Here is a 24,365-nt window from a genome sequence, read left to right as displayed (position 1 = left end):
CCTTTCATGCATGCACGTATGGTTGTCTTTTAATTTAATATTCAATTATTGATAAATACAACCATATGCTAGCGCTAATAATTAGCGCGGGACCAAATGGGATCATCTTCGTTTTTTTAGCTATTTTTTCCCCAGATAATGTCTCAGGGTAGGCCTGATTCGCCTGTTGCTTCTTTTGATATATTTTAGGCAATAACCCATAGATTACCCAATATTGTAATAGCCCTACCCCTGCGGCAGTCCCCAAAAAGTAAGGAAGCTGCCAAACCCCAAGCCAGGCAGAACAAGCGGCAACGAGTTTAAAATCCCCCCTCCCCATTTGTGGCTGAGACGTTTGTTTTTCAACCAATGTCACCACCATAAGCATAACTAAGTAACTGATCAGCACCGCGTAAATAGCTGAAACCACATTCCCATTTGGCAAATGAATTTGATATAACAGCCCCAACCATAATAATGGGTATGTAAGAATATCAGGGAGATAACCTATTTTATTATCAATGATGAATAATGGAATTATCAAATTAATATATAGTGTCAAAAATAAAACCATATATAAACCATCAGACGTCGAATATATTATAAAAATTAACAAGCCATATATTAGAAGTAGAATAGTATTTTTAATAATAATTTTTGATTTATCAAAAAAAACAACTGGTAAATAAATAAGTAGCTTTTTAGTCGAGAAAAAAGAGATTAACAACATAATCAAAGCAGAAAAAATACAAACAAAATTAAACGGATTTGTAAATTTTCCATTTTGGCATGATAATATAAACTGCTCAGACGGTGAAATAATAGATATAGCTGATGATATAAAAATACAAATTAGTTCCCTCATATTAACTCCTTATTCCTTTATGGAGATAAAAATAAATATACTGTGAATTTTCGATGCTCCCAACACTTTAATTTCGTTGAGTGGAGTCGGTTTATTCGAATATCATGATCTCCTATTTTGCTTTCATCACTGTTTAAGATATCGCTTATGGCACAGACATACTATAAAAGGTCAGTATTTCGTTATAAACTAGGTAGTAGCGCTTGAGTTTAACAATTCAATCCCCATATTCATCAAAGTTATATTATTTATTAACCCAGTTTGTACTAAGGAAAAGCTATGCGCATTCCACGCATTTATCACCCTGAGCCTCTTCAAATAAATACAACAATTTCTCTTGGTGATGATGCCGCAAACCATGTCGGCCGGGTGCTACGCATGACTGCTGGCCAAAAACTCGAACTTTTTGATGGCAGCAATCAGACCTTTAGTGCTGAAATTACTGAAGCAACTAAAAAAAACGTATTCGTACACATTGAAAATAGCCAAATTGATGATAGAGAATCCCCGCTCGATTTGCACCTAGGGCAAGTCATGTCTCGTGGGGAAAAAATGGAATTTACCATCCAGAAATCTGTCGAACTCGGAGTTAATACAATAACACCTTTATTATCAGAACGTTGTGGTGTTCGCTTAGATGGCGAACGACTCGAAAAAAAATTACTACAATGGCAAAAAATTGCAATTGCAGCCTGTGAACAATGCGGCCGCAACCGAATTCCAGAAATTCGCCCAGTGCAAACCCTTGAAGCCTGGTGCGCGGAAACTGACGGTGCATTTAAAGTCAATTTGCACCCACGAGCAACAGAAAGTATTAATACGTTACCCACTGAACTGAAGAAAGTACGATTGTTGATTGGCCCGGAAGGTGGCTTGTCAGCAGACGAAATTGCCATGACAGCAAATTATCAATTTACCGATATACTGTTAGGGCCTCGAGTATTACGAACAGAAACGACTGCGCTAACCGCTATCACAGCACTACAAGTGCGCTTAGGTGATCTGGGGTAAGGAGAAAAAATGATCAAGCTCGGTATAGTGATGGATCCTATTTCATCCATCAAAATCAAGAAAGACACCAGTTTTGCAATGATGCTGGAAGCTCAGCGTCGAGGTTATGAAATCCATTATATGGAAATGAATGACCTGTATTTACACCAAGGTGAAGCTCGCGCACAAACAAAAATCGTGACAGTCGAAGAAAACCCAGAAAAATGGTACGAATTTCATGGGGAACAAGATATCGCCCTAAGTTCACTTGATGCCATTTTAATGCGGAAAGACCCGCCTTTTGATACTGAATTTATCTATGCGACTTATATTTTAGAAAGAGCGGAACAAGCTGGCACCTTAATTGTGAATAAGCCGCAAAGCCTACGCGACTGTAATGAAAAATTATTTACGGCTTGGTTTGCTGAATTAACACCGGACACATTAGTCACTCGCAGCCCACAAAAGTTGAGAGAATTTCACCAAAAACATGGCGATGTCATTTTTAAACCACTCGATGGTATGGGCGGCGCTTCGATTTTCCGCCTCAAACAAGATGACCCAAATGTGGGTGTGATTATTGAAACGCTAACAGAACATAGCTCCCGTTACTGCATGGCACAAAACTTCCTGCCAGCAATTAAAGATGGTGATAAACGTGTCTTAGTTGTTGATGGTGAACCCGTTCCGTATTGTTTAGCACGAATTCCAGCTCAAGGCGAAACCCGAGGTAACCTTGCTGCAGGTGGCCGTGGGGAAGCGCGTCCATTAAGTGAAAGTGACTGGGCCATTGCGCGTGCTGTCGCGCCAACATTAAAAGAAAAAGGCTTAATTTTTGTTGGTCTTGATATCATCGGTGACCGTTTAACTGAAATTAACGTGACCAGCCCAACGTGTGCACGGGAAATAGAAGCCGCATTTGATATCTCCATTACCGGTATGTTAATGGATGCCATTGAACACCGTCTCAATAAATAATTTATAGCAGTGGTTTATTCTTACTGATGATTTTTATTTTTTTCACACAATATATTGTTTTTACAAGAGATATTTTCTCAAGCGATATATTATTTTCAAACGGTAAAAGTCATCAGTTTTATTTACCACCTTATAGTTTTGCCTTTTATTGTGTTCTATCAATTGTTTTTAAATTTGCTGGAGTCTAAGTTTGAATCTGCAAAACCATTTTCTTATCGCCATGCCATCCTTAACAGACCCTTATTTTGAACAGTCGGTCGTTTATGTGTGTGAGCACAATGAAAAAGGGGCGATGGGGATCGTGATTAACAAACCTATTGATGACTTTTCTGTCGATACGATGCTCAAAAAACTCGAAATTACGATTTCAGATAAAATTGATAACCGTAATTTAAAAAAGCCCGTCATTGCGGGAGGCCCTGTTGCAGAAGAACATGGGTTTATCTTACACACACCAATTAAAGGCTTTTTATCTAGCCTGCATTTAAATGATGACGTCATGGTGACGACGTCAAAAGATATCTTAGAGACTTTAGGAAGTGAGCACTCGCCTACCAACTCATTAGTGGCGCTAGGTTATGCAAGCTGGGAGCCAGGTCAACTTGAGCGTGAAATTATGGAAAATAGCTGGCTAACCGTTGAAGCTTCTCCTCAGCTTATTTTTGACACACCCATTCATGAACGCTGGAGTGCCGCGGCTAAATTAATTGGTGTTGATATTCATACAATTTCAATGCAAGCGGGGCATGCTTAATGTCTGGAAGAACTTTGTTAGCCTTTGATTTTGGAACCAAAAGCATCGGTGTTGCAGTTGGACAAGAAATTACAGGTACTGCACGGCCATTAACCTCATTGAAAGCCAGTGACGGCCGCCCTGATTGGCAACAAATCGAAAAGTTACTTAAAGAATGGCAACCACAGTTGGTTATTGTCGGCCTTCCCCTTAATATGGATGGTACGGAGCAACTGGTTACAAGCCAAGCCCGTAATTTTGCAAATCGAATTCATGGCCGTTTTGGTGTTAAAGTCGAACTACATGATGAACGTCTTTCCACGGTTGAAGCAAAAGCAGGCCTTTTTGAACAAGGTGGTTATCGAGCACTAAGCAAAGGCAAAGTTGATTCAGCCTCTGCCGTGGTGATCCTTGAAAGCTGGTTTGAACAACAGATGTAATTATTGCGTATTTTGCGTGGTTATTTTTAGCTTAACCTCATGCCATGGTGCCGTTCTGATGTAATTTGCTTTACACTATGGTCTACAGTCGCTATTCATGTCTGACATGAATAAAATAGTATTGAATAAACCATATTGAATAACATAATGACCATTCAAAATAATATCACTGATGTCACCGCGCGTATTGAGCATGCTGCCGCAGAGTGCCAGCGCTCACCACAAGACATTACGCTACTCGCGGTAAGTAAAACAAAACCTTGTGAAGCTATTTCAGAAGCCATTGAGGCAGGTCAGCGCCAATTTGGTGAGAATTATGTTCAAGAAGGTGTTGAGAAAATTCAATATTTTTCACATAGAAATGACCTTATTTGGCATTTTATTGGCCCATTACAGTCAAATAAAAGCCGCCTTGTCGCTGAACATTTTGACTGGTTTCATACCTTAGACAGAGCGAAAATTGCTCAGCGCTTAAATGACCAACGTCCAAGTGGAAAAGCCCCTCTCAATGTGCTAATTCAAATTAATATCAGCGATGAAAACAGTAAATCGGGTATAACACTAGCAGAAGTCGCAGAACTTGCTGCACAGGTCGCTACTATGCCAAACCTAGTGTTACGCGGCCTGATGACGATCCCGGCACCTGAAACGGATTATGAACGCCAATGTGCTGCGTTTCATCAAATGAATGAGGCATTTGAGCAATTAAAAAACACTTATCCCACGGTTGACACCCTTTCAATGGGGATGACTGATGATATGCGTGCAGCAATCCATTGCGGTTCAACACTTGTTCGCATAGGAACCGCTATTTTTGGCGCGCGCCAATATCACCAATAAATAGGAGAACAGAATGCAACATCGTAAAATTGCCTTCATCGGCGCCGGAAATATGGCTCACGCCATCATTGCTGGGCTGGTTAACCATGGTTACCCTGCATCGATGATCACGGTGTGTTCTCCTACACCTGTGCGTCGAGATAAACTGGCTGAACAATATGGCATTATCAGCAGTCATGATAACTTAGCCGCTGTTAAAGCTGCAGATGTGATTGTCCTTGCAGTTAAGCCGCAAATGATGAAAGAAGTATGTGAACCACTACAAAATGCGGCTGATTTTGAGCAAAAATTAGTCCTAACCATTGCGGCTGGGATCCCAGCAGAACGTTATAACGACTATTTCGCTCATTCGCTGAATTTAGTGCGCATCATGCCAAACACGCCATCATTGGTAGGAAAAGGCGTTAGTGGGCTATTTGCTCAAGGGAAAGTTTCAGAGCAAGACAAACAATTTGCACAAGAACTTATGCAAAGTGTCGGCTCGACGATTTGGTGCCAACAAGAACAAGAAATCAATAACATTATTGCTATTACTGGTAGCTCTCCTGCCTATTTTTTTCTATTTATGGAATCAATGCAGCAAAAAGCAGAGCAACTCGGTTATGATAAACAACAAGCTAGAGAGCTCGTTCTTCATGCGATTGAGGGGGCTGTAGAACTTGCTAAGTCACAAAATGACACGGCTTTTTCGACTCTACGTGAACAAGTCACCTCTAAAGGCGGTACCACCGCGATGGCTTTAGAGCAATTTTATAATGGAAATCTTCCGCAGATTGTTGCCGATGCAATGCAAAGCGCAATAAATAGAGCGGAAGAAATGGAAAAACTTTTTTAAATTAATCGCGGAACTCACCATGCAGACCTTAGTATTCGTCGTTACTACCCTGATTCAACTGTATATTTTTGTATTACTACTGCGCGTATGGATGCAGTGGGTGCGTGCAGATTTTTACAATCCCTTTTCGAAATTTGTTGTCAAAGCAACACAGCCTATCGTCGCACCATTGCGCCGAGTCATTCCTTCTTTTGGCGCGATAGATACCGCTTCAGTGGTTGTGGCATTTATTTTAGCCATTGCAGCTATTATTTTTGGTATGTGGGCGACTAACTTGCTCCCTATTTTAGGCATAAGTATTTTGCCTATGGGGCTGATTTTATTATTAACCTATACTGGTAAATTGATTTTTTGGATGATTTTAATCCGTGCAATTTTAAGCTGGGTCAGCCAAGGCCGTAACCCTGTAGACTATTTATTATACCAATTAACAGAACCTTTAATGGCGCCAATTCGCCGTATCATCCCTGCTATGGGCGGGTTAGATTTCTCCGCAATGATTGTCATGTTTATTTTAATTGCACTGAATTATCTGCGTGTTGATATCTCACTGATGATTGACCCATCATTAACTGCAATGATGTATTCCATTGGTATTATGTAAAAACGAGTTTTAAATAATGCAAAAAGTTGTTTTAGCCACTGGTAACCCCGGAAAAGTGAATGAGTTAGCTGACCTACTACGTGATTTTGGGATGGATATCGTCGCACAAACCTCATTAGGTGTTGAATCTGCTGAAGAAACGGGCTTAACCTTTATTGAAAATGCGATCCTAAAAGCGCGCCATGCAGCAGCGCAAACCGGGTTACCCGCAATTGCTGATGATTCAGGAATTTCCGTTGATGCACTTGGTGGCGCGCCGGGGATTTACTCCGCACGTTATGCGGGGGAAGATGCGACCGATGAGCAAAACCTGATAAAATTACTCGAAGCAATGAAAAATGTGCCTGACGACCAACGTCAGGCTCAATTCAACTGCGTTCTGGTCTATTTACGCCATGCAGAAGACCCAACGCCGTTGGTTTTTCATGGTCGCTGGCACGGTGTCATAACTCATGAACGCAAAGGCCAAGGCGGCTTCGGTTATGACCCAATATTTTATGTTCCTGAATTAGGTTGCACCTCAGCAGAGTTAACTAAAGCAGAAAAACAAGCCGTTTCACATCGTGGAAGAGCACTCACAATGATGTTGGATGTGCTAAAGAATGCTTAAATTACCTCCGCTGAGCCTGTATATCCATATCCCTTGGTGTGTGCAAAAGTGCCCTTATTGTGACTTCAACTCACACACACTTAAAGGGGAAATCCCTCAGCAAGAATATGTGGCGCACTTATTGGCCGATTTAGACATTGATGCAAAATTAGTTGCTGGGCGTTCGGTAAAAACCATTTTTATTGGGGGTGGAACGCCCAGTTTATTAAGTGCAGAGTCAATGCAAGCATTAATGGATGGCGTACGTCAGAGAGTTGATTTAGACCCTCACGCAGAAGTCACCATGGAAGCAAACCCCGGCACTATTGAGGCTGGCCGTTTTGCAGGTTACCAAGCGGCAGGAATCAACCGTATTTCTATTGGTGTACAAAGTTTCGGTAATGACAAATTAATCACTTTAGGGCGTATTCATGGCGCTGATGAAGCGAAACGCGCCGCTCAGTTGGCCACTAATCTTAATTTAAGAAGCTTTAACCTCGATTTAATGCATGGATTACCTGCGCAAACTCAAGTTGAAGGTTTATCTGACCTGCGCCAAGCCATTGAACTTGCACCTCCGCACCTGTCTTGGTACCAATTAACCATTGAACCCAACACTCAATTTGGCTCACGCCCTCCGGTATTACCCGATGACGATACTCTGTGGGATATTTACACCGAAGGCCATAAATTATTGAGCGCGGCAGGTTATCAGCAATATGAAACATCCGCCTATGCTAAACCTGGTTACCAATGCCAACACAATCTCAATTACTGGCGCTTTGGTGACTATTTAGGTATCGGTTGTGGTGCTCATGGAAAAATTTCTTTTGAAGATGGTCAAATTTTACGAACCGTAAAAACAAAACACCCTCGAGGTTATATGGAGGGACGTTATATGCACCAATCCTATGATGTTGATGCCTCCGATAGGCCATTTGAATATTTCATGAACCGCTTTCGCCTGCTTGAAGCTATGCCTCGCGCTGAATTTACCCAATATACAGGGTTACCAGAATCAACAGTTAGAGCGGCCATTGATGAAGCCTTAGCTAAAGGCTATATCACAGAAACCGTGAATAAATGGCAGATCACAGAGCATGGAAAATTGTTTCTCAATTCCCTATTAGAGTTATTTTTAGGTGAAGAGTAGCGGTTATTCGATTTATTTATAAATCATTTCACTTATAAATTAGATGAAAGCCCACTTTATTTGACGTGGGCTTTTGTTTAGAGATAAAAATGAAATAGACAAGAATAACAATTGAGGTAATACATATTGCCACCATCAATAAGACAGTGGCAGATATCTGTTATAGAGCATTCACCACCGCATTAACTTGTTCAGTTAAGCTAACTAAACCACCACCTGACAAATACCATAAGTCAGATTGCAGGTAAGTAATTTTGCCGTCTTTATAAGCTTTGGTTTCTTGAATATTGCTGTCTTCAAATATCGTTTTATCCAGTTTACCTGCACCAATCGCTTCGCTACGGTCAACAATCAGGATCACGTCTGGATTCGCTTGAGCAATAGTTTTGGTATCCACTACACGGCGTTTTGCTTTATCTGCACTTTCATCAACCGGTAGGTCAGCGCGTTGCGCTTTCACAACGCTGTAAACAACGGCTTGGCTATTTGGAATTAATTTGCCGTCATTATGCATCAATACTAAAACTTTTTTATTGGAATCAGCCGCTTTCTTCTGGGCGTCTGCGATGACTTTATCTAATTGGACTAACTGCTCATCAACCGCTTTTTGGTTACCATAAAGTTCGCCAATCACACCAATATTGGCTTTCACAGAATCAATATAGTGTTTGCTATCAGAACCTAAATTAATAGTGGGTGCAATTTTTGATAACTCATCATAAGACTTACCTTGACGACCCGTGATCACAATCAGGTCAGGTTTTAATTGCGCGATTTTGGCTAAATCAGGTTGTTTCATTCCACCTGCATTTTCCATTGATGCAGGAATGCTGCCTTTTATATAAGCGGGAGCATTGCCTGTTGGGAGTGCAACAACTTTGTCGCCTAAGCCGAGTTTTTGCATTGAGTCATAAACACCAAAATCAAACAGAACCACTTTTTGTGGTTTTTTCACGACTTCAGTTTCACCTGATAAGTGTTTGATCGTTACTTTCTCCGCACCTTGCGCTATCACCGCATTTGGCGTGAAAGTGGTAGATTCAGCGCTTAGAGCGATAGGCGCAGAGAATGACAACACAGAAACAAGCAGAGCAGGTATGAATTTTTTCATTTAAATGATCCCAATTTAGTCATTAAGCCAAACCCGCATTGTAAAGTGAGTGGCTTAGATGTCAATCAAATAAGAATCAATTTCATTTTCATTCCCATTAATGGAATTAATATCACACAAATTGATGATGACGATAATATCGCTAAATAAAAAACAGTAATGTACAAAAAATACATTACTGTTCATAAGGTTATTTATGATTTTAGCGCTATCAGCTACTTTTGATTGAATTAAGTAACGAAGCGCGCTGTTGTTCTATTGAAATCACTTTAGAACAAACTTGTTGGCCAAATTGCTGGAAACTTTTCTCTTGTTTTTTCCATTCAGATTCGAGCTCTTGCTGTAACCCACCTAAGTTCCCTAACATACCTTGTAGCGCTTTACTGGCGTCACCACCTGATAACAATTGCTTGCGCCCCATTTCGTTGATGCTGTCTTGTAAAATACCACCTAGGCTTTCATTAACTAGCTCGCGCCCTTTCGTTTCAACAGTTTTCATGGCTTCATGGTGAAACACATAACCATTAGGACGAGTCTCAATAATTTGATTGATTTGCCCATTAAGCTCTTTTTCTAGTTTTGTTAACCGGTTACGGATATTGCTATCGCTACCAACCACTTTAACAACAACTTTGTCTATCGTTTCCCTTGAAGTTGATAATTTTTTTTCTGATTCTTGTTTTATCCAAGGTAAATCCTGACGGATAGAGGCTTGGTAACGAATAGCTTGCTGCTTTTGGGCCTCTGTTGCAGCAACATTTTTACCGTTAAGCGTGATATCACCATTTGGCGTAATTTTTAAATCGCCACTTGCACCAATAACTTGCACACTTTCAGGTGTCATAACGATGTCATCCTTTGGTGTCACAGAACAGTTATAATCTGCAGCTTGGCTCGTCGCACAAGCAAGGAGTGAAAATGCAATTAATGTATGGCGTAACATAAAATCTCCTAGTAGAGCATTAATTAAAAAACAGAACGCCCAATTCGTTTCGATAATAACTCTAAAGCCGCACAGCCGACTAAAGAGTTCCCCGCCGAGTCTAGCTCAGGTGACCAAACCGCTACGGTAAATTGGTTTGGAACCACACAAACAATACCGCCACCAACACCAGACTTGCCGGGCATTCCTATCCGAAATGCAAACTCACCAGAACCGTCATACATACCACAAGTCATCATTAATGCGTTGATTTGCCTTGATTGTAGTGGCGTGATGATGGGGTCAATGGAGCAAGATGACATCCCTTGCGATGTTAAATAGGAAAAACACCTCGCTAATTCAACACAGTTCATACTTAGAGAGCAATAATGAAAATAAGTTTCGAGAACCGTTAAAACATCATTTTCAAAATTTCCAAAAGATTTCATAAGATAAGCAATGGCTGCATTACGACTGGCGTGTTCCAATTCTGAACGAGCGACAACCGTGTCATAACTGATATCCGGTTCACAGGACAACTTTCGGACAAACTCTAGCATGCGCTGTTTAGGTGCGCTTAGGCGTGATTGCAACATATCAGCAATAACAATGGCTCCCGCATTGATAAACGGGTTTCGAGGTATCCCCTTTTCCATTTCAATTTGAATTAACGAATTAAAGGGTAGCCCTGAGGGTTCTTTACCTACGCGGCTCCAAATTTCCTCTTCCTCATAACGTGTCATTGCAAGCGTGAGGCTTAATACTTTTGAAATAGATTGAATTGAAAAACGTTGATATGCGTCCCCTGCGGTGAAAATATCACCGTCAATCGTGGATACCGCAATGCCTAAATGGTGGGAAGGTACGCAACCTAAAGCAGGAATATAATTTGCAACACAACCTTGCCCAATCAGTGGGCGAACTTGGTCTAGGATATCGTTGAGTAGCTGGTTAGAAAGCATGGCGCTCAAGACGTTGACTCCAGATAGTATTTGCAACAGAAAATAAAGGCACCCAATTTTTGGATGCCTCTTCAAGCGACTGAAAGCTCAGTTTATTTATTGAGATTGACTCAATAAAATTATTCTTCCCACCAAACATCAAACAGCTCAGAAACGACGACGTCATTCATGCCTTTTGATTTTAGCCAATTTTCAACAATTTGACGGTGCTCTTCGGTACATTTGCCAATTTTTTGTAAGCAAACGATCCCTTCCCAGTTCATATAGCCACTTGCTTCAAACGCCAAACCATTCGGTTCAATCGCTTCTGCAATCAGTTGGTCAACGGTGCTGTCAACTTCCTCAATCGGCGTACCTTCTTTAAAGCTCCACTTAACAGTAAAGCCTAACTCTTGGAACTCATCCAAGCGTAATTTTTTACGTAAACGACGACTACGTGGTTGTTTAGCCATTATTTGATCCTCTCAAACATTAAATCCCATACACCGTGCCCTAACCGCTGGCCGCGCTTTTCAAATTTTGTTTCTGGTCTTGTTTCTGGACGAGGAACGTAATCACCTGATGGTGATAAGTTTTTATACCCTTCGACACTCGTCATCACTTCAAGCATGTGCTCTGCATAAGGCTGCCAATCTGTTGCCATATGGAAAACACCGCCGATAGCTAGTTTGCTACGAATTTTTTCTGCAAACGGAACTTGCACAATACGGCGCTTATTATGTTTCGCTTTATGCCATGGGTCAGGGAAAAATAACTGAACCATCGCAAGGCTGCCGTTTGGGATCATGCAGTCTAAAACTTCTATTGCATCATGGCACATCACCCGTAAATTGGTGACGTTTTCTTCTTTTGCTGATGCTAAACATGCGCCAACACCGGGAGCATGAACTTCAATACCTAAAAAGTTTTTATCTGCATTTTGAGATGCCATGGTCACCAATGAGGCGCCCATCCCAAACCCAATTTCCAAGGTAACTGGATTTGAGTTATTAAATACTTTGGCAAAATCAAAAGGTTCATTGATAAAATCGATGCCTTTTTCTGCCCATTCTTTTTCTAATGCGTCTTCCTGACGTTTTGTCAGGCGCCCTTGACGGCGGACAAAACTACGGACTCGGCGCATAACCCGCCCATCTTCATTATATTCGGGGGAGATAACATTATTGATCATAATAAAGGTTCTAAAATGAGTGCCCAATTAAGTTAATGTGCCAACAATCAAGTTTATAAGGTGATTGGTTACTAAACCTATCAATTTACAGCCCTAAATGCCCAAGTTGTAGTGATTAACTTTACTCTTGAGGCATGATGGATATCGGAGTTTAGCAAAACTTCCACAAGGATGCAGTTGATAATTCGCTAACTTTACACTAAACAACACAATAGCGGTTTACAGCCCCCTTCGTCTATGTTGCAATTCCTACCATGACTGGAAATATCAATAAAAAATAAAATTATTAATGGAAGCTCAACAATTTTCATCTGCAGTACTTAACTGGTATCACAAATATGGTCGTAAGACGTTGCCATGGCAACAGGAAAAATCGTCTTACCATGTTTGGTTATCAGAAGTTATGCTGCAACAAACCCAAGTGAGTACTGTAATCCCTTATTTTGAGAAGTTTATCTCTCGCTTTGAGGATGTGACCGCCCTTGCCAACGCTCCTCTTGATGAAGTTTTGCACTTATGGACAGGGCTCGGCTATTACGCCCGGGCTAGAAATCTCCATAAAGCCGCTCAAGTGATCGCGACTCAATATGGTGGCTCATTTCCCACTACATTTGATGAGGTTTTAGCGCTGCCAGGGGTTGGCCGGTCCACTGCTGGGGCAATTTTATCATTATCGCAAAAACAGCATTACCCTATCCTCGATGGTAATGTTAAACGCGTATTAGCTCGAGCTTATGCGGTTGATGGCTGGCCGGGTAAAAAAGAAGTCGAAAACCGTTTGTGGGAAATCAGCACTGATGTCACCCCACAAGTGGGAGTTGAATTTTTTAACCAAGCGATGATGGATTTAGGCGCAATGATCTGCACTCGCAGTAAACCAAAATGCGAACTATGCCCGCTTAATTTTGGCTGTATGGCCTATGCTAATCATTCATGGCAAAACTACCCAGGTAAAAAACCAAAACAGAAAATCCCTGAAAAGAGTGCTTGGTTTCTAATTATTCAGCACGACGATGATGTTTGGTTAGAACAACGCCCACCATCCGGTATTTGGGGGGGGTTATTTGCCTTTCCACAGTTTGATTCTTTAGAGCAACTCAATGATTGGCTGAACGAATCTGGCTTTGAGTATACTCAATTAGAGCAATTAATTTCTTTCCGTCACACATTTAGCCATTTTCATTTAGATATTATCCCTGTAAAAGTTAAGATTCAGGCATTTAATTCTGCCATGGATGAAGGCAAAGGACTCTGGTATAACTTACACTTAGGCGCAACTATCGGCCTTGCTGCCCCAGTTGAAAGTTTACTAAAACAGCTCGCCTTACTACCTGATATTTGAGGAAAAATTAATGAGTAGAACCATTTTTTGTACATTTTTACAACGTGATGCAGATGGGCAAGATTTTCAGCTTTACCCAGGTGAGTTAGGAAAACGTATTTTTAACGAGATTTCAAAAGAGGCGTGGAGCCAGTGGATGGCAAAGCAAACCATGCTCATTAATGAAAAGAAACTTAATACGATGAACCCTGATGACCGTAAAATGTTAGAACAAGAAATGATTAAGTTCTTGTTTGAAGGCCACGATATCCATATTGATGGCTATACACCTGAAAAATAATCTGTTTGTCTACCTACTTAGTAGGTAGACTTTTGCCCCAAGACTGTGAATCGTATGAAAAAACTATTTGCGCTGAGTTTGTTGATCCCTCTAATTATTTCTTGTTCTAGCAAGCAAAAATCTGACTTTAACCCTGATTATGTCAAAGATACCAATGGGTTCGATATACTAATGAGTCAATTTGCCCACAATATTGAAAATATTTGGGGCATTAAAGAAGTATTAATTGCGGGTCCAAAAGACTACGTAAAATATACCGATGAATACCGAACTCGTAGCCATATTAATTTTGATGCAGGGACCATTACGGTTGAGACTATTTCAGCGGTAGAGCCTTCACAGCACTTAAAGAAAGCCATTGTCACCACCTTATTAATGGGGGACGACCCCAATTCCATTGACCTCTATTCTGATATCAATGATATTCCTCATAGCAAAGAACCCTTTTTATTTGGCCAAGTGCTCGATAACACAGGAGAAGCGATTCGTTGGGAATGGAGAGCCACAAAGTTTGCTGATTATCTGATTGAAAATAAAATGCAGCGCAGACAGTCTGGTATGAATATTGTTTGGTCCGTGACTATGCAATTAGTACCAAACCATTTAGATAAACGGGCTCATAAATACTTACCTTATATTAAGAAATCTGCGGCCAAATATGGTGTTGATGAGTCATTAATCCTCGCGATCATGCAAATTGAGTCGAGTTTCAACCCTTATGCAGTTAGCCGCTCTGATGCGCTTGGTTTAATGCAAATTATGCCAAATACCGCCGGCAAAGATGTTTTCCGCTCACAAGGGAAATCTGGTGTTCCTAGCCGTAGCTATTTGTTTGACCCAGAAAAAAATATTGACACGGGTACGGCTTACTTAGCTATATTGCAAAACAGCTACTTAGGCGATATTCGTAATCAAACCTCACGCCGTTATGCTGTTATTACCGCATATAATGGCGGCGCAGGCAGCGTTCTGCGGGTGTTCCACAGCGATAAAAAGCAAGCCGCGCAGCGTATTAATAATTTAGAACCGGGTGAAGTGTATGAAACCTTGTCCACTAAGCACCCTGCAACTGAGTCACGTAATTACCTGATTAAAGTGAACAAAGCACAGAAAAATTATCTACGTTAAAATTTTCCAATAGTGAATGCCAGCCAAAATCTGATTTAAGGCTGGCATTAGTCATTAACCTTAATAATTTTATGTGTTTTCGATTAAAAACTAGCTAACATGTTGAAAAAAAGCGCATACAGTCAAAAGTTTATTGAAAGCGCCTTGACTCAACCAATGAAATCAGGTTTAATACGCTCCGTTGCCCGGATAGCTCAGTCGGTAGAGCAGGGGATTGAAAATCCCCGTGTCCTTGGTTCGATTCCGAGTCCGGGCACCACTTATTCAAAGAACCCGCCCAAAAGGCGGGTTTTTGCTTTGTATCTCTCTGAGGTCAACACTCGCCCAATTTCAACTCAACTAAATTCAACTCGCCCTCATATCAGCCCCATTTAGGTGGACATAGCATGTGATCTCCCAAGGAAATGACAATTTCATTGATTTATCCACCTCTGATTTGTTCGCTTCCCTTAAAAAATAAGACAACTATAATTAAATTCTGCCTAACAAATTGTAGAGGTGATAATGAAAAAGCCCCTTCTACTACGACAAATTCCGTAAATCCTCAGGGATATTCTTTTTCAAAATGCGCCAAAAGTCCTCTGCGGTTTTATTTAGTCGTGTATCCATGCGGTAAATATACGCTTGGATAGGTATTGTTAATTCAGGGGTCTCCAAACAAACTAGCTTTTTCTCTTTTAATTCATTCACTACGGAATAAATGGGTAACCATGCTATTCCATGGCCATCCAAAGCCATATTTTTTAATAACTCACTCATTGATGACATGAAAAGTGTTTTCGAATTGATCGCACCAAATTCACTTAACCGACGATTAACTAACCTCCCCATATATGAAGCACTGGTGTAATTCAGCAATGGCACTTGAGGTTGGTAGATATCAAATAGCGGCTTACCATGCTCATCCGCTGCACAAATTGGGTATAATTCAGATTCAAATACATTCAATGAGGAAAATGGGGATTGCATTAAATCTTCATCATAAAATGAGATAATAAAATCACTTTTCCCTTCTCTCAATGTGTTCACAACTTGCACCACATCAATGGCTTCAACATGGTAAACAAACTCCTCACCGTAACCAGACAGCCCATGAACCAATTTAGGCAGTAATGTCAGTGACAACGAATGAGCGGCGGCAATTTTAATATTCGGTAGGCTCAATACATTGTGACCGGATAGTTCATTTAAGTTACATTCCAGTTGTTGTAATAAACTACGCGCTTGAGAATGAAAAATTTTGCCCTCTTCAGACAACTGTAAAGGGGAAGTCGTTCTATCAAATAATTCAACGCCAATGGCTTCCTCTAAAGCTTTAATACGACGGCTAAATGCGGGCTGAGAAATACTCCGCTGTTCTGCTGCATGAGAAAAATGTCGACATGATTCTAGAGTTAAAAAATCATATAGCCATTTTGTTTCTATATTTTTCATCTTATTAAGCCTTAAATTGACTTGCTGTTAAAATATAAAAAACTAAAAGTATTTTTATTGATATTTTGAGTTAATGACTAGTTAAATAACAAAGCTAAATTTGTAATAGCGTTATTTGTATTATGCATAGCCCTACCATTTAAAACATTAACAAAAATCAAAAATAATTTTCATTTAATTTATTTAATTCATAAAACCTAGTCTATTCAGGCCTTCAGAGCAATTTATAAAAATATTTTTATTTTGAATGAAAGTTCTTAATGCGTATCTTGCATCAAACCATACTTACTTGCATTTCTCATCCAAGACAAACATTGATAAATATTAACCAAAAGTTAAGCAGCAATAAGTAAGTTAATAATCACTTGAATATTAACCAATATGTTAAATAAATGAAGAAAGATAAGCATTTATTGATTTTTATTTTATAAAAAGGCTAATGAAATGCAGGGGTATTAAAATGAAAGGTTTAATTGGTGTATTAGGTGGTATGGGGCCTGCCGCTACTGTTGATTTATTTAATAAATTTGTAAGCTATACCGTAGCAAATAGAGACCAAGAGCATATCCCTTTAATTATATCATCTATTCCTGATATACCAGATCGAACAGAAGCGCTATTAAACCATGGTGAATCACCTTTACCTTTAATGACTGACTATTTAAAGAAACTAGAAAGTGCCGGGGCCGAATGTATTGTTATACCTTGTAATACAGCACATTTTTGGTTTAGTGAACTAAAAAAAGTTTGCCATGTCGACATGCTAAGCATTGTTGAAACGACAATGAAAGAAGTACTAGCAACCAAGAAAAAAAATATCGGATTACTTGCAACAAATGCCACTATGTATATGGGACTATATCAAAAAAACATAGAGAACAAACATTTAAACTGCATTACTCCTGATAAAAAAAGCCAAGAAAATGTAATGGAAAGCATTTATTTATTAAAATCAGGAAATAAAAAAATTGCTGAATCCATTATGAAACAGCAAGCTGAAATTTTATTTTCCCGAGGTGCCGAAATTATTGTACTTGGCTGCACCGAGGTTCCCGTCATTCTTGAAAATGAAATTAATAGTTATCCAGATAAATATATCGACTCAACCAGCTCATTGGTCAGAGCAAGTATTCACTGGTATGAAAACAGAGTCGGAAAACAAAATTTAATCATAAATAAAAATATTTAACTTATATCAACTATCAAAAATTAATTTTTTAATATTACTAATGACAATATATTGTCTATTGGAGACGATTATGGTTTGGCTAGAAATCATTGTTGTATTAGGTGCAATATTCTTTGGTATACGCATGGGCGGAATAGGTATAGGACTCTGTGGTGGGTTAGGATTAGCGGTATTAACTATCGGATTTGGTTTACCTATAGGTTCACCACCTGTTGATGTTATTCTGATTATTATGACAGTTGTGGTAGCAGCATCTGCATTACAAGCTGCGGGCGGGATGGATTATCTAGTCCGCCTAGCCAGTAAATTTATGCGTAAAAATCCTAAGTATCTAAACATTATAGCGCCAATCACCACTTGGGTGATGACTATCATGGCTGGTACAGGTTTCATTGTGTTTTCTATGCTGCCTGTGATAGCAGAAATTGCGAAAGATTCGGGCATCCGACCATCTAGAACATTAGCAGGCTCAGTGGTTGCTTCACAAATTGCGATTTCCGGTTCTCCAATCAGTGCCGCAATGGCCGCGATGCTGACCATTATGGAAGGTAACGGCATCACGTTTATTGTGGTTATGTCAGTCTGTTTACCCGCCTCTTTTGTTGCTGCCATGGTTGCCGCTTTTATTGCATCACGTCAGGGCTGCGAACTTGAAAACGATGAGGTCTATTTAGAACGTTTACAAAAAGGCTTAGTTCATAAATACGAAGAGAAAAAAGGCGAGAGCACAACGAGAGAAAAATTCTCTGTTGTTCTATTCATTATTGCCACGATTGCTATCGTGATCCTCGCTGCATTCCCACAATTACGTCCCGGTTTTGATATCGGTAAGCCGATGGGAACACGAGATATCATCATCATTTGTATGCTAAGTGCAGCATGTTTGATGGTGGTTTTCTGTAAAACATCACCGGATTCCATTGTATTAGCACCAACATTCCGTTCAGGAATGAGTTCTCTTGCAGTGATCCTCGGAATTGTGACATTAGGTACCACTTTTGTTGATGCCCATATGGACCAAATCAAGGCCATCGCGGGAGATGTATTATCTGCATATCCTATTTTATTGGCTTTAGTTCTGTTCTTGACCTGTGCCTTGTTATATTCGCAAGGTGCCACAACACCATTAATAATTCCATTAGCCATTGCCTTAGATGTCCCGACATGGGCAATTTTGGCCTCTTTTGTCGCCGTCACCGGGGTATTTGTCTTACCCACTTACCCAACATCATTAGCTGCCATTGAATTCGACTCTACTGGGTCTACTCGAGTCGGAAAATATATTTTAAATCATCCCTTTATGTTACCAGGGCTAGGTGGAATTATTGCCGGTGTCGCTTTCGGCTTTATCATTGCACCAATGATTGTCTAGCACAAGGGTGTGAGTCTCCCTCACACCCTTTACGCTGTAATAAAATGATTTTATTGACAAAATGAAGTTAAACTTTGGCTCTATTTAGCTTTATACTTTGTTTAATTGGCAAAATACAATTACGAGGTATAAAGCTATTTTTTTCACACCCATAGGTATATCTGCAAAAAATATTATGACAGCGTATCAAAATGACTCATTACTTTATTTATTTTTTTAAATTAAATTTTATAAATTAAAAATAATGGCCTATTAGCCATTCAATATCTCTTTATTAAATGTAGTTTAAATTTGTTTTCATTCAAAAGTGTGAGCTGAAATGTTTTTGCATGAATTATCCGCTTCTGAAAATAGTTAAAATAATTATACTCGACTTCATATTCATTTCTAAAAAAACAAAACAAGGAATGAATTAAGATTTTCATCATGTTACAGAGTCAATTTCGGCAGTCTCATTTCCCAATGAAAGTACTCAATTAAGTGACTAAGATTAGGGTTTGAATCACAAATTTTAGTTTTTAAGATACTTACTTTCAAAAATGACGACGTCGTCATATTAAAAAAAATTTATTTTATCTATAACATTAAACAACCATTTTTCTTACATACATATCAATATTGATAGTTAAGCGTTAAAAAACTAAAGCAAATGCGTTATAAAAAAACGCTTAATGTTGACGTCAACATTAGGGTTAACAACTAGAAAGAGGTCTTAGAACATGAGTAACCTACCTGAAAAAATGAAAGCTGTTGTTTGTCATGGCCCACATGATTATCGCTTTGAAAATATTAAAAGACCAACGCCAGGATTTAGAGAAGTTGTCATCAAAGTTGATGGATGCGGGATCTGTGCGGGTGACTGTAAAGCCAACGATGGTGCTCAAATGTTTTGGGGTGATGACCCATGGATCAAAGCCCCAGTAGTTCCTGGCCATGAGTTTTATGGCCGCGTTGCTGAGCTAGGTGAAGGCTCCGCTGAAAAATTCAAATTGAAAATCGGCGATCGCATCTTAGCAGAACAAATTGTCCCATGTTGGGAATGCCGTTTCTGTAAATCAGGTAAATACTGGATGTGTGAAACCCATGATATTTACGGTTTCCAAAAAGAAGTTGCCGACGGTGGTATGGCTGAATATATGCGTTTTTCAGAACGCGCTATTATCCATAAAATCCCTGATGAACTATCTGATAAAGATGCCGCATTAATTGAGCCAATGGCTTGTGCTATCCACACTGTACGCCGTGGTGATATCGATTTAAATGACGTCGTCGTCATTGCGGGTGCAGGCCCACTAGGGCTGTGTATGATCCAAGTCGCCAAATTAAAAACACCGAAAAAACTGGTTGTTATCGATGCGATTGATGAACGCCTTGAATTAGCAAAGAAATTTGGTGCTGATGTTGTTATCAACCCACTGAAAGAAGATGCCATTAAATTAGTTAAAGATATGACGGAAGGCTATGGCTGTGATGTTTATATTGAAGCAACGGGCGCGCCAATTGGTGTTACTCAAGGACTAGAAATGATCCGCAAACTTGGCCGTTTCGTGGAATTTAGCGTATTCGGTAAAGAAACAACTGTTGACTGGTCAATCATTGGTGACCGCAAAGAACTCGATATCCGCGGAGCCCACTTAGGCCCATATAGTTATGAAGTTGCTATAGACCTGTTTAGCCGTGGCTTAGTTAGCGCTGATGATATCGTTACTCACTTCTATTCCATCGATGAGTGGGAAGAAGCTTTTGTCATGGCGAAATCGGCAGACTCAATTAAAGTCGTCATCAAGCCATAAACATGTTTTAACTGGCAGTAATAATTGATAATTCAAATAAACACTAAATAAGTAAAAACCCTACATATAATTAAACGCTCTTTTAGGAGAACATCTTATGCTGAGTAAATTTAAAAAGTTAGCTGTCGCTGCAAGTGTACTGACTTTAGGTATGGCATTTAACGCTACCGCTAAGCCAGTTTCAGTGGGTATGTCATTTCAAGAATTAAACAATGAATATTTTGTCACCATGAAGGAAGCCTTAGAGAGCGCAACGGGTGATATGGGCGCACAACTATACATTTCTGATGCAGCTCATGATGTATCAAAACAAACCAGTGATATCGAAGATATGTTACAGAAAAAAATCGATATTCTGTTAATAAACCCGGCAGATAGCGTTGGTGCAGAAACGGCTGTACTGGCAGCGAAAAAAGCGGGAGTTGTAGTTATCGCCATTGATGCTCAAGCAAATGGCCCAATTGACTCTTTCGTTGGTTCTAAAAACTATGATGCTGGCTTAATGGCAGGTAAACGTTTAGGTGAAGCACTAGGCGGCAAAGGCGAAGTGGCAATTTTAGATGGTATCCCTGTTGTACCAATTCTTGAGCGTGTTCGTGGCTTTGAAGCGGCAATGAAAGAATACCCAAATATTAAAATCGTAACTAAATTGAACGGTAAACAAGAACGCGATACTGCGATGAATGTGACAGAAAACATGTTGCAAGCAAATCCGACCCTCAATGGGATCTTCAGTGTTAACGATGTCGGTTCTTTAGGTGCATTAGCAGCGATTGAGTCTTCTGGCCGTGATGTCAAATTAGTGAGTGTTGACGGTTCTCCTGAAGCGGTTGCTGAGATTGCCAAAGGTAACTCGCCATTTATTGCTACTTCAGCGCAATTCCCTCGTGACCAAGTTCGTATTGGTTTAGCTATGGGCTTAGCAAAATACTGGGGCGCCAATGTCCCTAAAGAAGTCCCAATTGATGTTAAATTGATTGACAAAACAAATGCTAAAGACTTTCACTGGTAATCGTTAGTTATCAATAACCGATGTATTGCACCTGTATTTCTGATGTTCGGTGCAATACATTTTCATAAATATTAATTATTAAATGCATATTGGAATAAAAATTCCAAATGGCTTTGTTACCCATTTTTAAGCAGTTGAGAAATATAGGGAAGCAATATGATGCAATTATTAGCATTAAAAGATGTCAGTAAAACTTTCCCTGGGGTTAAGGCGTTAGATAATATTAATCTCTCCCTAGAAAAGGGGGAAGTTCACGCATTATTAGGTGAAAACGGCGCAGGTAAATCAACGCTAATGAAAGTGTTATGTGGAATACATAAACCTGATAGCGGACAAATTCTGATTGAAGGCAAAGAACACACCTTTCATAACTACAGAGATGCAATAAAAGCAGGCGTAGGTATTATTTTCCAAGAATTCTCTCTTATTCCTTATTTAAATGCTTTTGAAAATATATTTTTAAATAGAGAGCTGAAAAATAAGTTTGGTTTATTAGATAGAAAATTAATGCGAAAAAAATCGCAGGAAATCCTAGCTGAGCTGGGTGTAAACATCAATGTTGATGAACCCATTAGCCATTTAAGTATTGCAGAACAACAGTTTGTTGAAATCGCAAAAGCACTGTCTTTGGATGCTAAAATTTTAGTGTTAGATGAGCCAACTGCGACATTAACCCCCAATGAAGCAAACCATTTATTCGATGTAATGCGCGATTTAAAAGCTAAAGGGGTTGGAATGTTTTTTATTTCCCACCATTTAGAAGAGATTTATGAAATCTGTGACACCATCAGTGTACTACGCGATGGACAATATATAGGGTCGCGTAAGGTCGATGAAACAGATTTAGACGTTATTATCGAAATGATGGTTGGCCGTGAAGTTGAAAATATTTACCCTCATAAACGCCAATTTAACGAGCAAGAAGTCATCTTAGATGCGGAAGTTCAGCGTTTTTCATATAGCCCAACTAACCACCTTCAACTAAAAAAAGGTGAAATTTTAGGGCTTGCTGGATTAGTCGGTTCAGGTCGCACAGAAACTATTCTTGCCATGATTGGTGCTGATAAGGCTTACAAGAAAAAAGTTGTTTTAGAAGGCAAAGAAGTTAAAGTTAAATCAGCTGCGACTGCACTGCAATTAGGTATCGGTTTATTACCAGAAAGCCGAAAAACTCAAGGACTTGTATTGCCGTTTTCCGTTAAAGAAAATATATGGCTAAACAATCACGCTCAAAAATTATTTTTAATTCAAAACAAAAAAGAACTCACTTTATCTATTGATTTAATTTCCCAAGTAAAAGTTAAAACACCAGAGCCTCACACTGCAGTTTCTACTTTAAGCGGTGGAAACCAGCAAAAAGTTGTTATTGCTCGCTGGCTAAATAAACAAGCCAAAATTCTTATTTTCGACGAACCCACTCGAGGTATTGATGTTGGGGCAAAATCAGAAATTTATCAATTAATGCGCTCTCTAACTGAAAAAGGAATTTCCATTATTATGATTTCATCGGAGCTACCAGAAGTTATTGGTGTCAGTGATAGGGTTTTGGTTTTTCGAGATGGTGAAATTGCCGCTGAGTTAACTGGAGACGAAATAAACTCAACTCAGATCATGGTACATGCGGCCGGCAATATTATATAGGATAACGACTATGTCTAATCAACGTGCAATTCCATTAACTAAAAATAAATTTAGTTTTTCTAAGCTAACAAAAATACCTGCATTTTTACCATTTGTTGGTTTAATTCTTTTATTTGTCTGCATGTCCATTTTTAATGAACATTTTTTAACTGTAAACAACCTTTCGACCATAGCTCGTCAGGTTTCTATTAATGCCATTATCGCTATCGGTATGACATTTGCTATCTTAACAGGTGGAATTGACTTGTCCGTTGGTGCTGTTATGGCACTGTCTGGAACCTTGATGGCAGGCTTAATGAAGTATTATGGAATGGACCCCTATGCAGCCATCGCTTTTGGACTATTATCGGGTGTTGCTTTTGGCTTTATTAATGGGATTTTAGCCGCTTACGGTAAAATGCCGCCAATCATTGTCACCTTAGGTGCCATGATTATTGCTAAAGGGTTAGCCTTAATTTATACCGGTGGCTACCCAGTTTCAGGATTACCTCAAGAGTTTGCTTTTTGGGGACGAGAAGAATTAATGGGAATTCAAGTTCCTATTTTATTAATGCTTGGCCTTTATCTTATTTTCTATGTTGTACTAAATCATGTCTCTTTTGGCCGTTATATTTACGCTATTGGTGGTAATGAAGAAGCAGCACGCCTCAGTGGTATCCGCGTTGAACGTTATAAAATGTTAGTTTACGTTATTAGCGGTTTTACTGCTGCATTCGCTGGGTTAATATTTACCTCTCGAGTAATGAGTGGGCAACCCAATGCAGGAGTAGGCTTTGAGTTAGATGCGATTGCTGCGGTCGTACTCGGCGGCGCCTCAATAGCAGGAGGCCGTGGTATGATCATTGGCACACTGATTGGCGCAATGATCTTAGGCGTACTTAATAATGGTTTAAATTTATTAGGTATTTCACCTTATGTTCAATATATTGTAAAAGGTTTAATTATTTGGGGCGCTACCTTAATTAGCTCAATGAAACGCTAAATTAATAATACCTCATCGCC

The 24,365-nt window shown here is 39.6% G+C and carries 25 protein-coding genes and 1 tRNA gene; 19 read left to right on the top strand and 7 right to left on the bottom strand.

Annotation, left to right across the window (positions count from 1 at the left end; all coding sequences use genetic code 11):
- Positions 1–34: 34 nt before the first annotated feature.
- Positions 35–844, bottom strand: a complete 810-nt coding sequence (locus M1F26_RS04085) for a prepilin peptidase (protein ID WP_140172731.1) — start codon at positions 842–844, stop codon at positions 35–37.
- Between the two features lie 279 nt (positions 845–1,123).
- Here M1F26_RS04085 and rsmE point away from each other — a divergent pair, with 279 nt between their 5' ends.
- The 9 genes from rsmE to hemW all read left to right on the top strand — a co-directional run bounded on the left by rsmE (position 1,124) and on the right by hemW (position 8,006).
- Positions 1,124–1,855 (top strand): 16S rRNA (uracil(1498)-N(3))-methyltransferase, encoded by a 732-nt coding sequence (rsmE, locus tag M1F26_RS04080; RefSeq protein WP_140172732.1) that lies wholly within the window; start codon positions 1,124–1,126, stop codon positions 1,853–1,855.
- 9 nt (positions 1,856–1,864) lie between these two features.
- A complete protein-coding gene (gshB, locus tag M1F26_RS04075) occupies positions 1,865–2,812 on the top strand; it encodes a glutathione synthase (protein ID WP_140172733.1) in 948 nt (315 codons plus the stop codon).
- Between the two features lie 190 nt (positions 2,813–3,002).
- A complete protein-coding gene (locus M1F26_RS04070) occupies positions 3,003–3,566 on the top strand; it encodes a YqgE/AlgH family protein (RefSeq protein ID WP_094962048.1) in 564 nt (187 codons plus the stop codon).
- A complete protein-coding gene (ruvX, locus tag M1F26_RS04065; protein ID WP_004264697.1) occupies positions 3,566–3,985 on the top strand; it encodes a Holliday junction resolvase RuvX in 420 nt (139 codons plus the stop codon). Before M1F26_RS04070 ends, ruvX begins: the two co-directional genes overlap by 1 nt.
- A 147-nt stretch (positions 3,986–4,132) precedes the next feature.
- On the top strand, positions 4,133–4,825 hold the full coding sequence (locus M1F26_RS04060; RefSeq protein ID WP_140172734.1) for a YggS family pyridoxal phosphate-dependent enzyme: 693 nt from the start codon (positions 4,133–4,135) through the stop codon (positions 4,823–4,825).
- Between the two features lie 13 nt (positions 4,826–4,838).
- Positions 4,839–5,660, top strand: coding sequence for a pyrroline-5-carboxylate reductase (gene proC / locus M1F26_RS04055; RefSeq protein ID WP_004264693.1), 822 nt, complete (start codon positions 4,839–4,841; stop codon positions 5,658–5,660).
- A 19-nt stretch (positions 5,661–5,679) separates the two neighbouring features.
- A complete protein-coding gene (locus M1F26_RS04050) occupies positions 5,680–6,264 on the top strand; it encodes a YggT family protein (protein ID WP_094962050.1) in 585 nt (194 codons plus the stop codon).
- Positions 6,265–6,280: 16 nt separating this feature from the next.
- Positions 6,281–6,874 carry an XTP/dITP diphosphatase gene (locus tag M1F26_RS04045; protein ID WP_140172735.1) on the top strand — a complete coding sequence of 198 codons (594 nt, stop codon included), beginning with the start codon at positions 6,281–6,283 and terminating at the stop codon, positions 6,872–6,874.
- Positions 6,867–8,006: a radical SAM family heme chaperone HemW gene (hemW, locus tag M1F26_RS04040; protein ID WP_140172736.1), complete on the top strand. Its 1,140-nt coding sequence runs from the start codon at positions 6,867–6,869 to the stop codon at positions 8,004–8,006. Before M1F26_RS04045 ends, hemW begins: the two co-directional genes overlap by 8 nt.
- Before the next feature lie 160 nt (positions 8,007–8,166).
- Here hemW and M1F26_RS04035 read toward each other — a convergent pair whose 3' ends face one another.
- The 5 genes from M1F26_RS04035 to trmB all read right to left on the bottom strand — a co-directional run bounded on the left by M1F26_RS04035 (position 8,167) and on the right by trmB (position 12,172).
- Positions 8,167–9,117, bottom strand: a complete 951-nt coding sequence (locus M1F26_RS04035; protein WP_140172737.1) for a siderophore ABC transporter substrate-binding protein — start codon at positions 9,115–9,117, stop codon at positions 8,167–8,169.
- 211 nt (positions 9,118–9,328) lie between these two features.
- Positions 9,329–10,060 (bottom strand): DUF2884 domain-containing protein, encoded by a 732-nt coding sequence (locus M1F26_RS04030; RefSeq protein WP_140172738.1) that lies wholly within the window; start codon positions 10,058–10,060, stop codon positions 9,329–9,331.
- Between the two features lie 23 nt (positions 10,061–10,083).
- Positions 10,084–11,001 carry a glutaminase B gene (glsB, locus tag M1F26_RS04025; protein WP_004264677.1) on the bottom strand — a complete coding sequence of 306 codons (918 nt, stop codon included), beginning with the start codon at positions 10,999–11,001 and terminating at the stop codon, positions 10,084–10,086.
- A 119-nt stretch (positions 11,002–11,120) separates the two neighbouring features.
- The gene (locus M1F26_RS04020; RefSeq protein WP_004264672.1) at positions 11,121–11,453 is read right to left on the bottom strand and encodes a YggL family protein; all 333 of its coding nucleotides are present in this window, start codon (positions 11,451–11,453) and stop codon (positions 11,121–11,123) included.
- A complete protein-coding gene (gene trmB / locus M1F26_RS04015) occupies positions 11,453–12,172 on the bottom strand; it encodes a tRNA (guanosine(46)-N7)-methyltransferase TrmB (protein WP_004264669.1) in 720 nt (239 codons plus the stop codon). Before trmB ends, M1F26_RS04020 begins: the two co-directional genes overlap by 1 nt.
- Before the next feature lie 289 nt (positions 12,173–12,461).
- On the opposite strand from trmB, the gene mutY reads away from it, so the two are divergent.
- The 4 genes from mutY (at position 12,462) to M1F26_RS03995 (ending at position 15,181) form a co-directional block, all read left to right on the top strand.
- On the top strand, positions 12,462–13,514 hold the full coding sequence (gene mutY / locus M1F26_RS04010; RefSeq protein WP_004264667.1) for an A/G-specific adenine glycosylase: 1,053 nt from the start codon (positions 12,462–12,464) through the stop codon (positions 13,512–13,514).
- Positions 13,515–13,524: 10 nt separating this feature from the next.
- Positions 13,525–13,794, top strand: a complete 270-nt coding sequence (locus M1F26_RS04005) for an oxidative damage protection protein (protein WP_042848738.1) — start codon at positions 13,525–13,527, stop codon at positions 13,792–13,794.
- A 54-nt stretch (positions 13,795–13,848) separates the two neighbouring features.
- Positions 13,849–14,922 (top strand): membrane-bound lytic murein transglycosylase MltC, encoded by a 1,074-nt coding sequence (mltC, locus tag M1F26_RS04000; RefSeq protein ID WP_140172739.1) that lies wholly within the window; start codon positions 13,849–13,851, stop codon positions 14,920–14,922.
- A 183-nt stretch (positions 14,923–15,105) separates the two neighbouring features.
- Positions 15,106–15,181 (top strand) — tRNA-Phe (locus M1F26_RS03995).
- Positions 15,182–15,444: 263 nt separating this feature from the next.
- Here M1F26_RS03995 and hypT read toward each other — a convergent pair.
- Positions 15,445–16,356 carry a hypochlorite stress DNA-binding transcriptional regulator HypT gene (gene hypT, locus M1F26_RS03990; protein ID WP_140172740.1) on the bottom strand — a complete coding sequence of 304 codons (912 nt, stop codon included), beginning with the start codon at positions 16,354–16,356 and terminating at the stop codon, positions 15,445–15,447.
- Positions 16,357–16,816: 460 nt separating this feature from the next.
- Between hypT and M1F26_RS03985 the strand changes: the two genes are divergently transcribed.
- From M1F26_RS03985 to M1F26_RS03960, 6 genes are all read left to right on the top strand, one after another.
- Positions 16,817–17,545 (top strand): aspartate/glutamate racemase family protein, encoded by a 729-nt coding sequence (locus tag M1F26_RS03985; protein WP_140172741.1) that lies wholly within the window; start codon positions 16,817–16,819, stop codon positions 17,543–17,545.
- A gap of 70 nt (positions 17,546–17,615) precedes the next feature.
- Positions 17,616–18,917 (top strand): anaerobic C4-dicarboxylate transporter, encoded by a 1,302-nt coding sequence (locus M1F26_RS03980; protein ID WP_094963063.1) that lies wholly within the window; start codon positions 17,616–17,618, stop codon positions 18,915–18,917.
- 719 nt (positions 18,918–19,636) lie between these two features.
- A complete protein-coding gene (locus tag M1F26_RS03975) occupies positions 19,637–20,710 on the top strand; it encodes a zinc-binding dehydrogenase (protein ID WP_140172742.1) in 1,074 nt (357 codons plus the stop codon).
- 151 nt (positions 20,711–20,861) lie between these two features.
- Positions 20,862–21,722, top strand: a complete 861-nt coding sequence (locus M1F26_RS03970; protein ID WP_370661211.1) for an ABC transporter substrate-binding protein — start codon at positions 20,862–20,864, stop codon at positions 21,720–21,722.
- 156 nt (positions 21,723–21,878) lie between these two features.
- Positions 21,879–23,363, top strand: a complete 1,485-nt coding sequence (locus tag M1F26_RS03965) for a sugar ABC transporter ATP-binding protein (RefSeq protein WP_140172743.1) — start codon at positions 21,879–21,881, stop codon at positions 23,361–23,363.
- Positions 23,364–23,373: 10 nt separating this feature from the next.
- Entirely contained in the window at positions 23,374–24,345 is a 972-nt protein-coding gene (locus tag M1F26_RS03960; protein WP_140172744.1) for an ABC transporter permease, read from the top strand.
- Positions 24,346–24,365: the final 20 nt, after the last annotated feature.

Source organism: Providencia sp. PROV048, from assembly GCF_033688165.1.
GTDB classification, from domain to species: domain Bacteria; phylum Pseudomonadota; class Gammaproteobacteria; order Enterobacterales; family Enterobacteriaceae; genus Providencia; species Providencia hangzhouensis.
Note: the sequence above shows the minus strand (reverse complement) of the source record. Positions and strands in the feature narration are given on the sequence as shown.

Bases quoted from the DNA above. Each gene is read 5' to 3' on its own strand.
- M1F26_RS04060 (WP_140172734.1), top strand. From the start codon at position 4,133: ATGACCATTCAAAATAATATCACTGATGTCACCGCGCGTATTGAGCAT.
- M1F26_RS04045 (WP_140172735.1), top strand. From the start codon at position 6,281: ATGCAAAAAGTTGTTTTAGCCACTGGTAACCCCGGAAAAGTGAATGAG.
- M1F26_RS03980 (WP_094963063.1), top strand. From the start codon at position 17,616: ATGGTTTGGCTAGAAATCATTGTTGTATTAGGTGCAATATTCTTTGGT.
- M1F26_RS03965 (WP_140172743.1), top strand. From the start codon at position 21,879: ATGATGCAATTATTAGCATTAAAAGATGTCAGTAAAACTTTCCCTGGG.
- M1F26_RS03975 (WP_140172742.1), top strand. From the start codon at position 19,637: ATGAGTAACCTACCTGAAAAAATGAAAGCTGTTGTTTGTCATGGCCCA.
- hemW (WP_140172736.1), top strand. From the start codon at position 6,867: ATGCTTAAATTACCTCCGCTGAGCCTGTATATCCATATCCCTTGGTGT.
- M1F26_RS03970 (WP_370661211.1), top strand. From the start codon at position 20,862: ATGGCATTTAACGCTACCGCTAAGCCAGTTTCAGTGGGTATGTCATTT.
- M1F26_RS04085 (WP_140172731.1), bottom strand. From the start codon at position 844: ATGAGGGAACTAATTTGTATTTTTATATCATCAGCTATATCTATTATT.
- M1F26_RS04005 (WP_042848738.1), top strand. From the start codon at position 13,525: ATGAGTAGAACCATTTTTTGTACATTTTTACAACGTGATGCAGATGGG.
- hypT (WP_140172740.1), bottom strand. From the start codon at position 16,356: ATGAAAAATATAGAAACAAAATGGCTATATGATTTTTTAACTCTAGAA.
- trmB (WP_004264669.1), bottom strand. From the start codon at position 12,172: ATGATCAATAATGTTATCTCCCCCGAATATAATGAAGATGGGCGGGTT.
- gshB (WP_140172733.1), top strand. From the start codon at position 1,865: ATGATCAAGCTCGGTATAGTGATGGATCCTATTTCATCCATCAAAATC.
- M1F26_RS03985 (WP_140172741.1), top strand. From the start codon at position 16,817: ATGAAAGGTTTAATTGGTGTATTAGGTGGTATGGGGCCTGCCGCTACT.
- M1F26_RS04050 (WP_094962050.1), top strand. From the start codon at position 5,680: ATGCAGACCTTAGTATTCGTCGTTACTACCCTGATTCAACTGTATATT.
- M1F26_RS03960 (WP_140172744.1), top strand. From the start codon at position 23,374: ATGTCTAATCAACGTGCAATTCCATTAACTAAAAATAAATTTAGTTTT.
- glsB (WP_004264677.1), bottom strand. From the start codon at position 11,001: ATGCTTTCTAACCAGCTACTCAACGATATCCTAGACCAAGTTCGCCCA.
- rsmE (WP_140172732.1), top strand. From the start codon at position 1,124: ATGCGCATTCCACGCATTTATCACCCTGAGCCTCTTCAAATAAATACA.
- proC (WP_004264693.1), top strand. From the start codon at position 4,839: ATGCAACATCGTAAAATTGCCTTCATCGGCGCCGGAAATATGGCTCAC.
- ruvX (WP_004264697.1), top strand. From the start codon at position 3,566: ATGTCTGGAAGAACTTTGTTAGCCTTTGATTTTGGAACCAAAAGCATC.
- mltC (WP_140172739.1), top strand. From the start codon at position 13,849: ATGAAAAAACTATTTGCGCTGAGTTTGTTGATCCCTCTAATTATTTCT.
- M1F26_RS04020 (WP_004264672.1), bottom strand. From the start codon at position 11,453: ATGGCTAAACAACCACGTAGTCGTCGTTTACGTAAAAAATTACGCTTG.
- mutY (WP_004264667.1), top strand. From the start codon at position 12,462: ATGGAAGCTCAACAATTTTCATCTGCAGTACTTAACTGGTATCACAAA.
- M1F26_RS04035 (WP_140172737.1), bottom strand. From the start codon at position 9,117: ATGAAAAAATTCATACCTGCTCTGCTTGTTTCTGTGTTGTCATTCTCT.
- M1F26_RS04030 (WP_140172738.1), bottom strand. From the start codon at position 10,060: ATGTTACGCCATACATTAATTGCATTTTCACTCCTTGCTTGTGCGACG.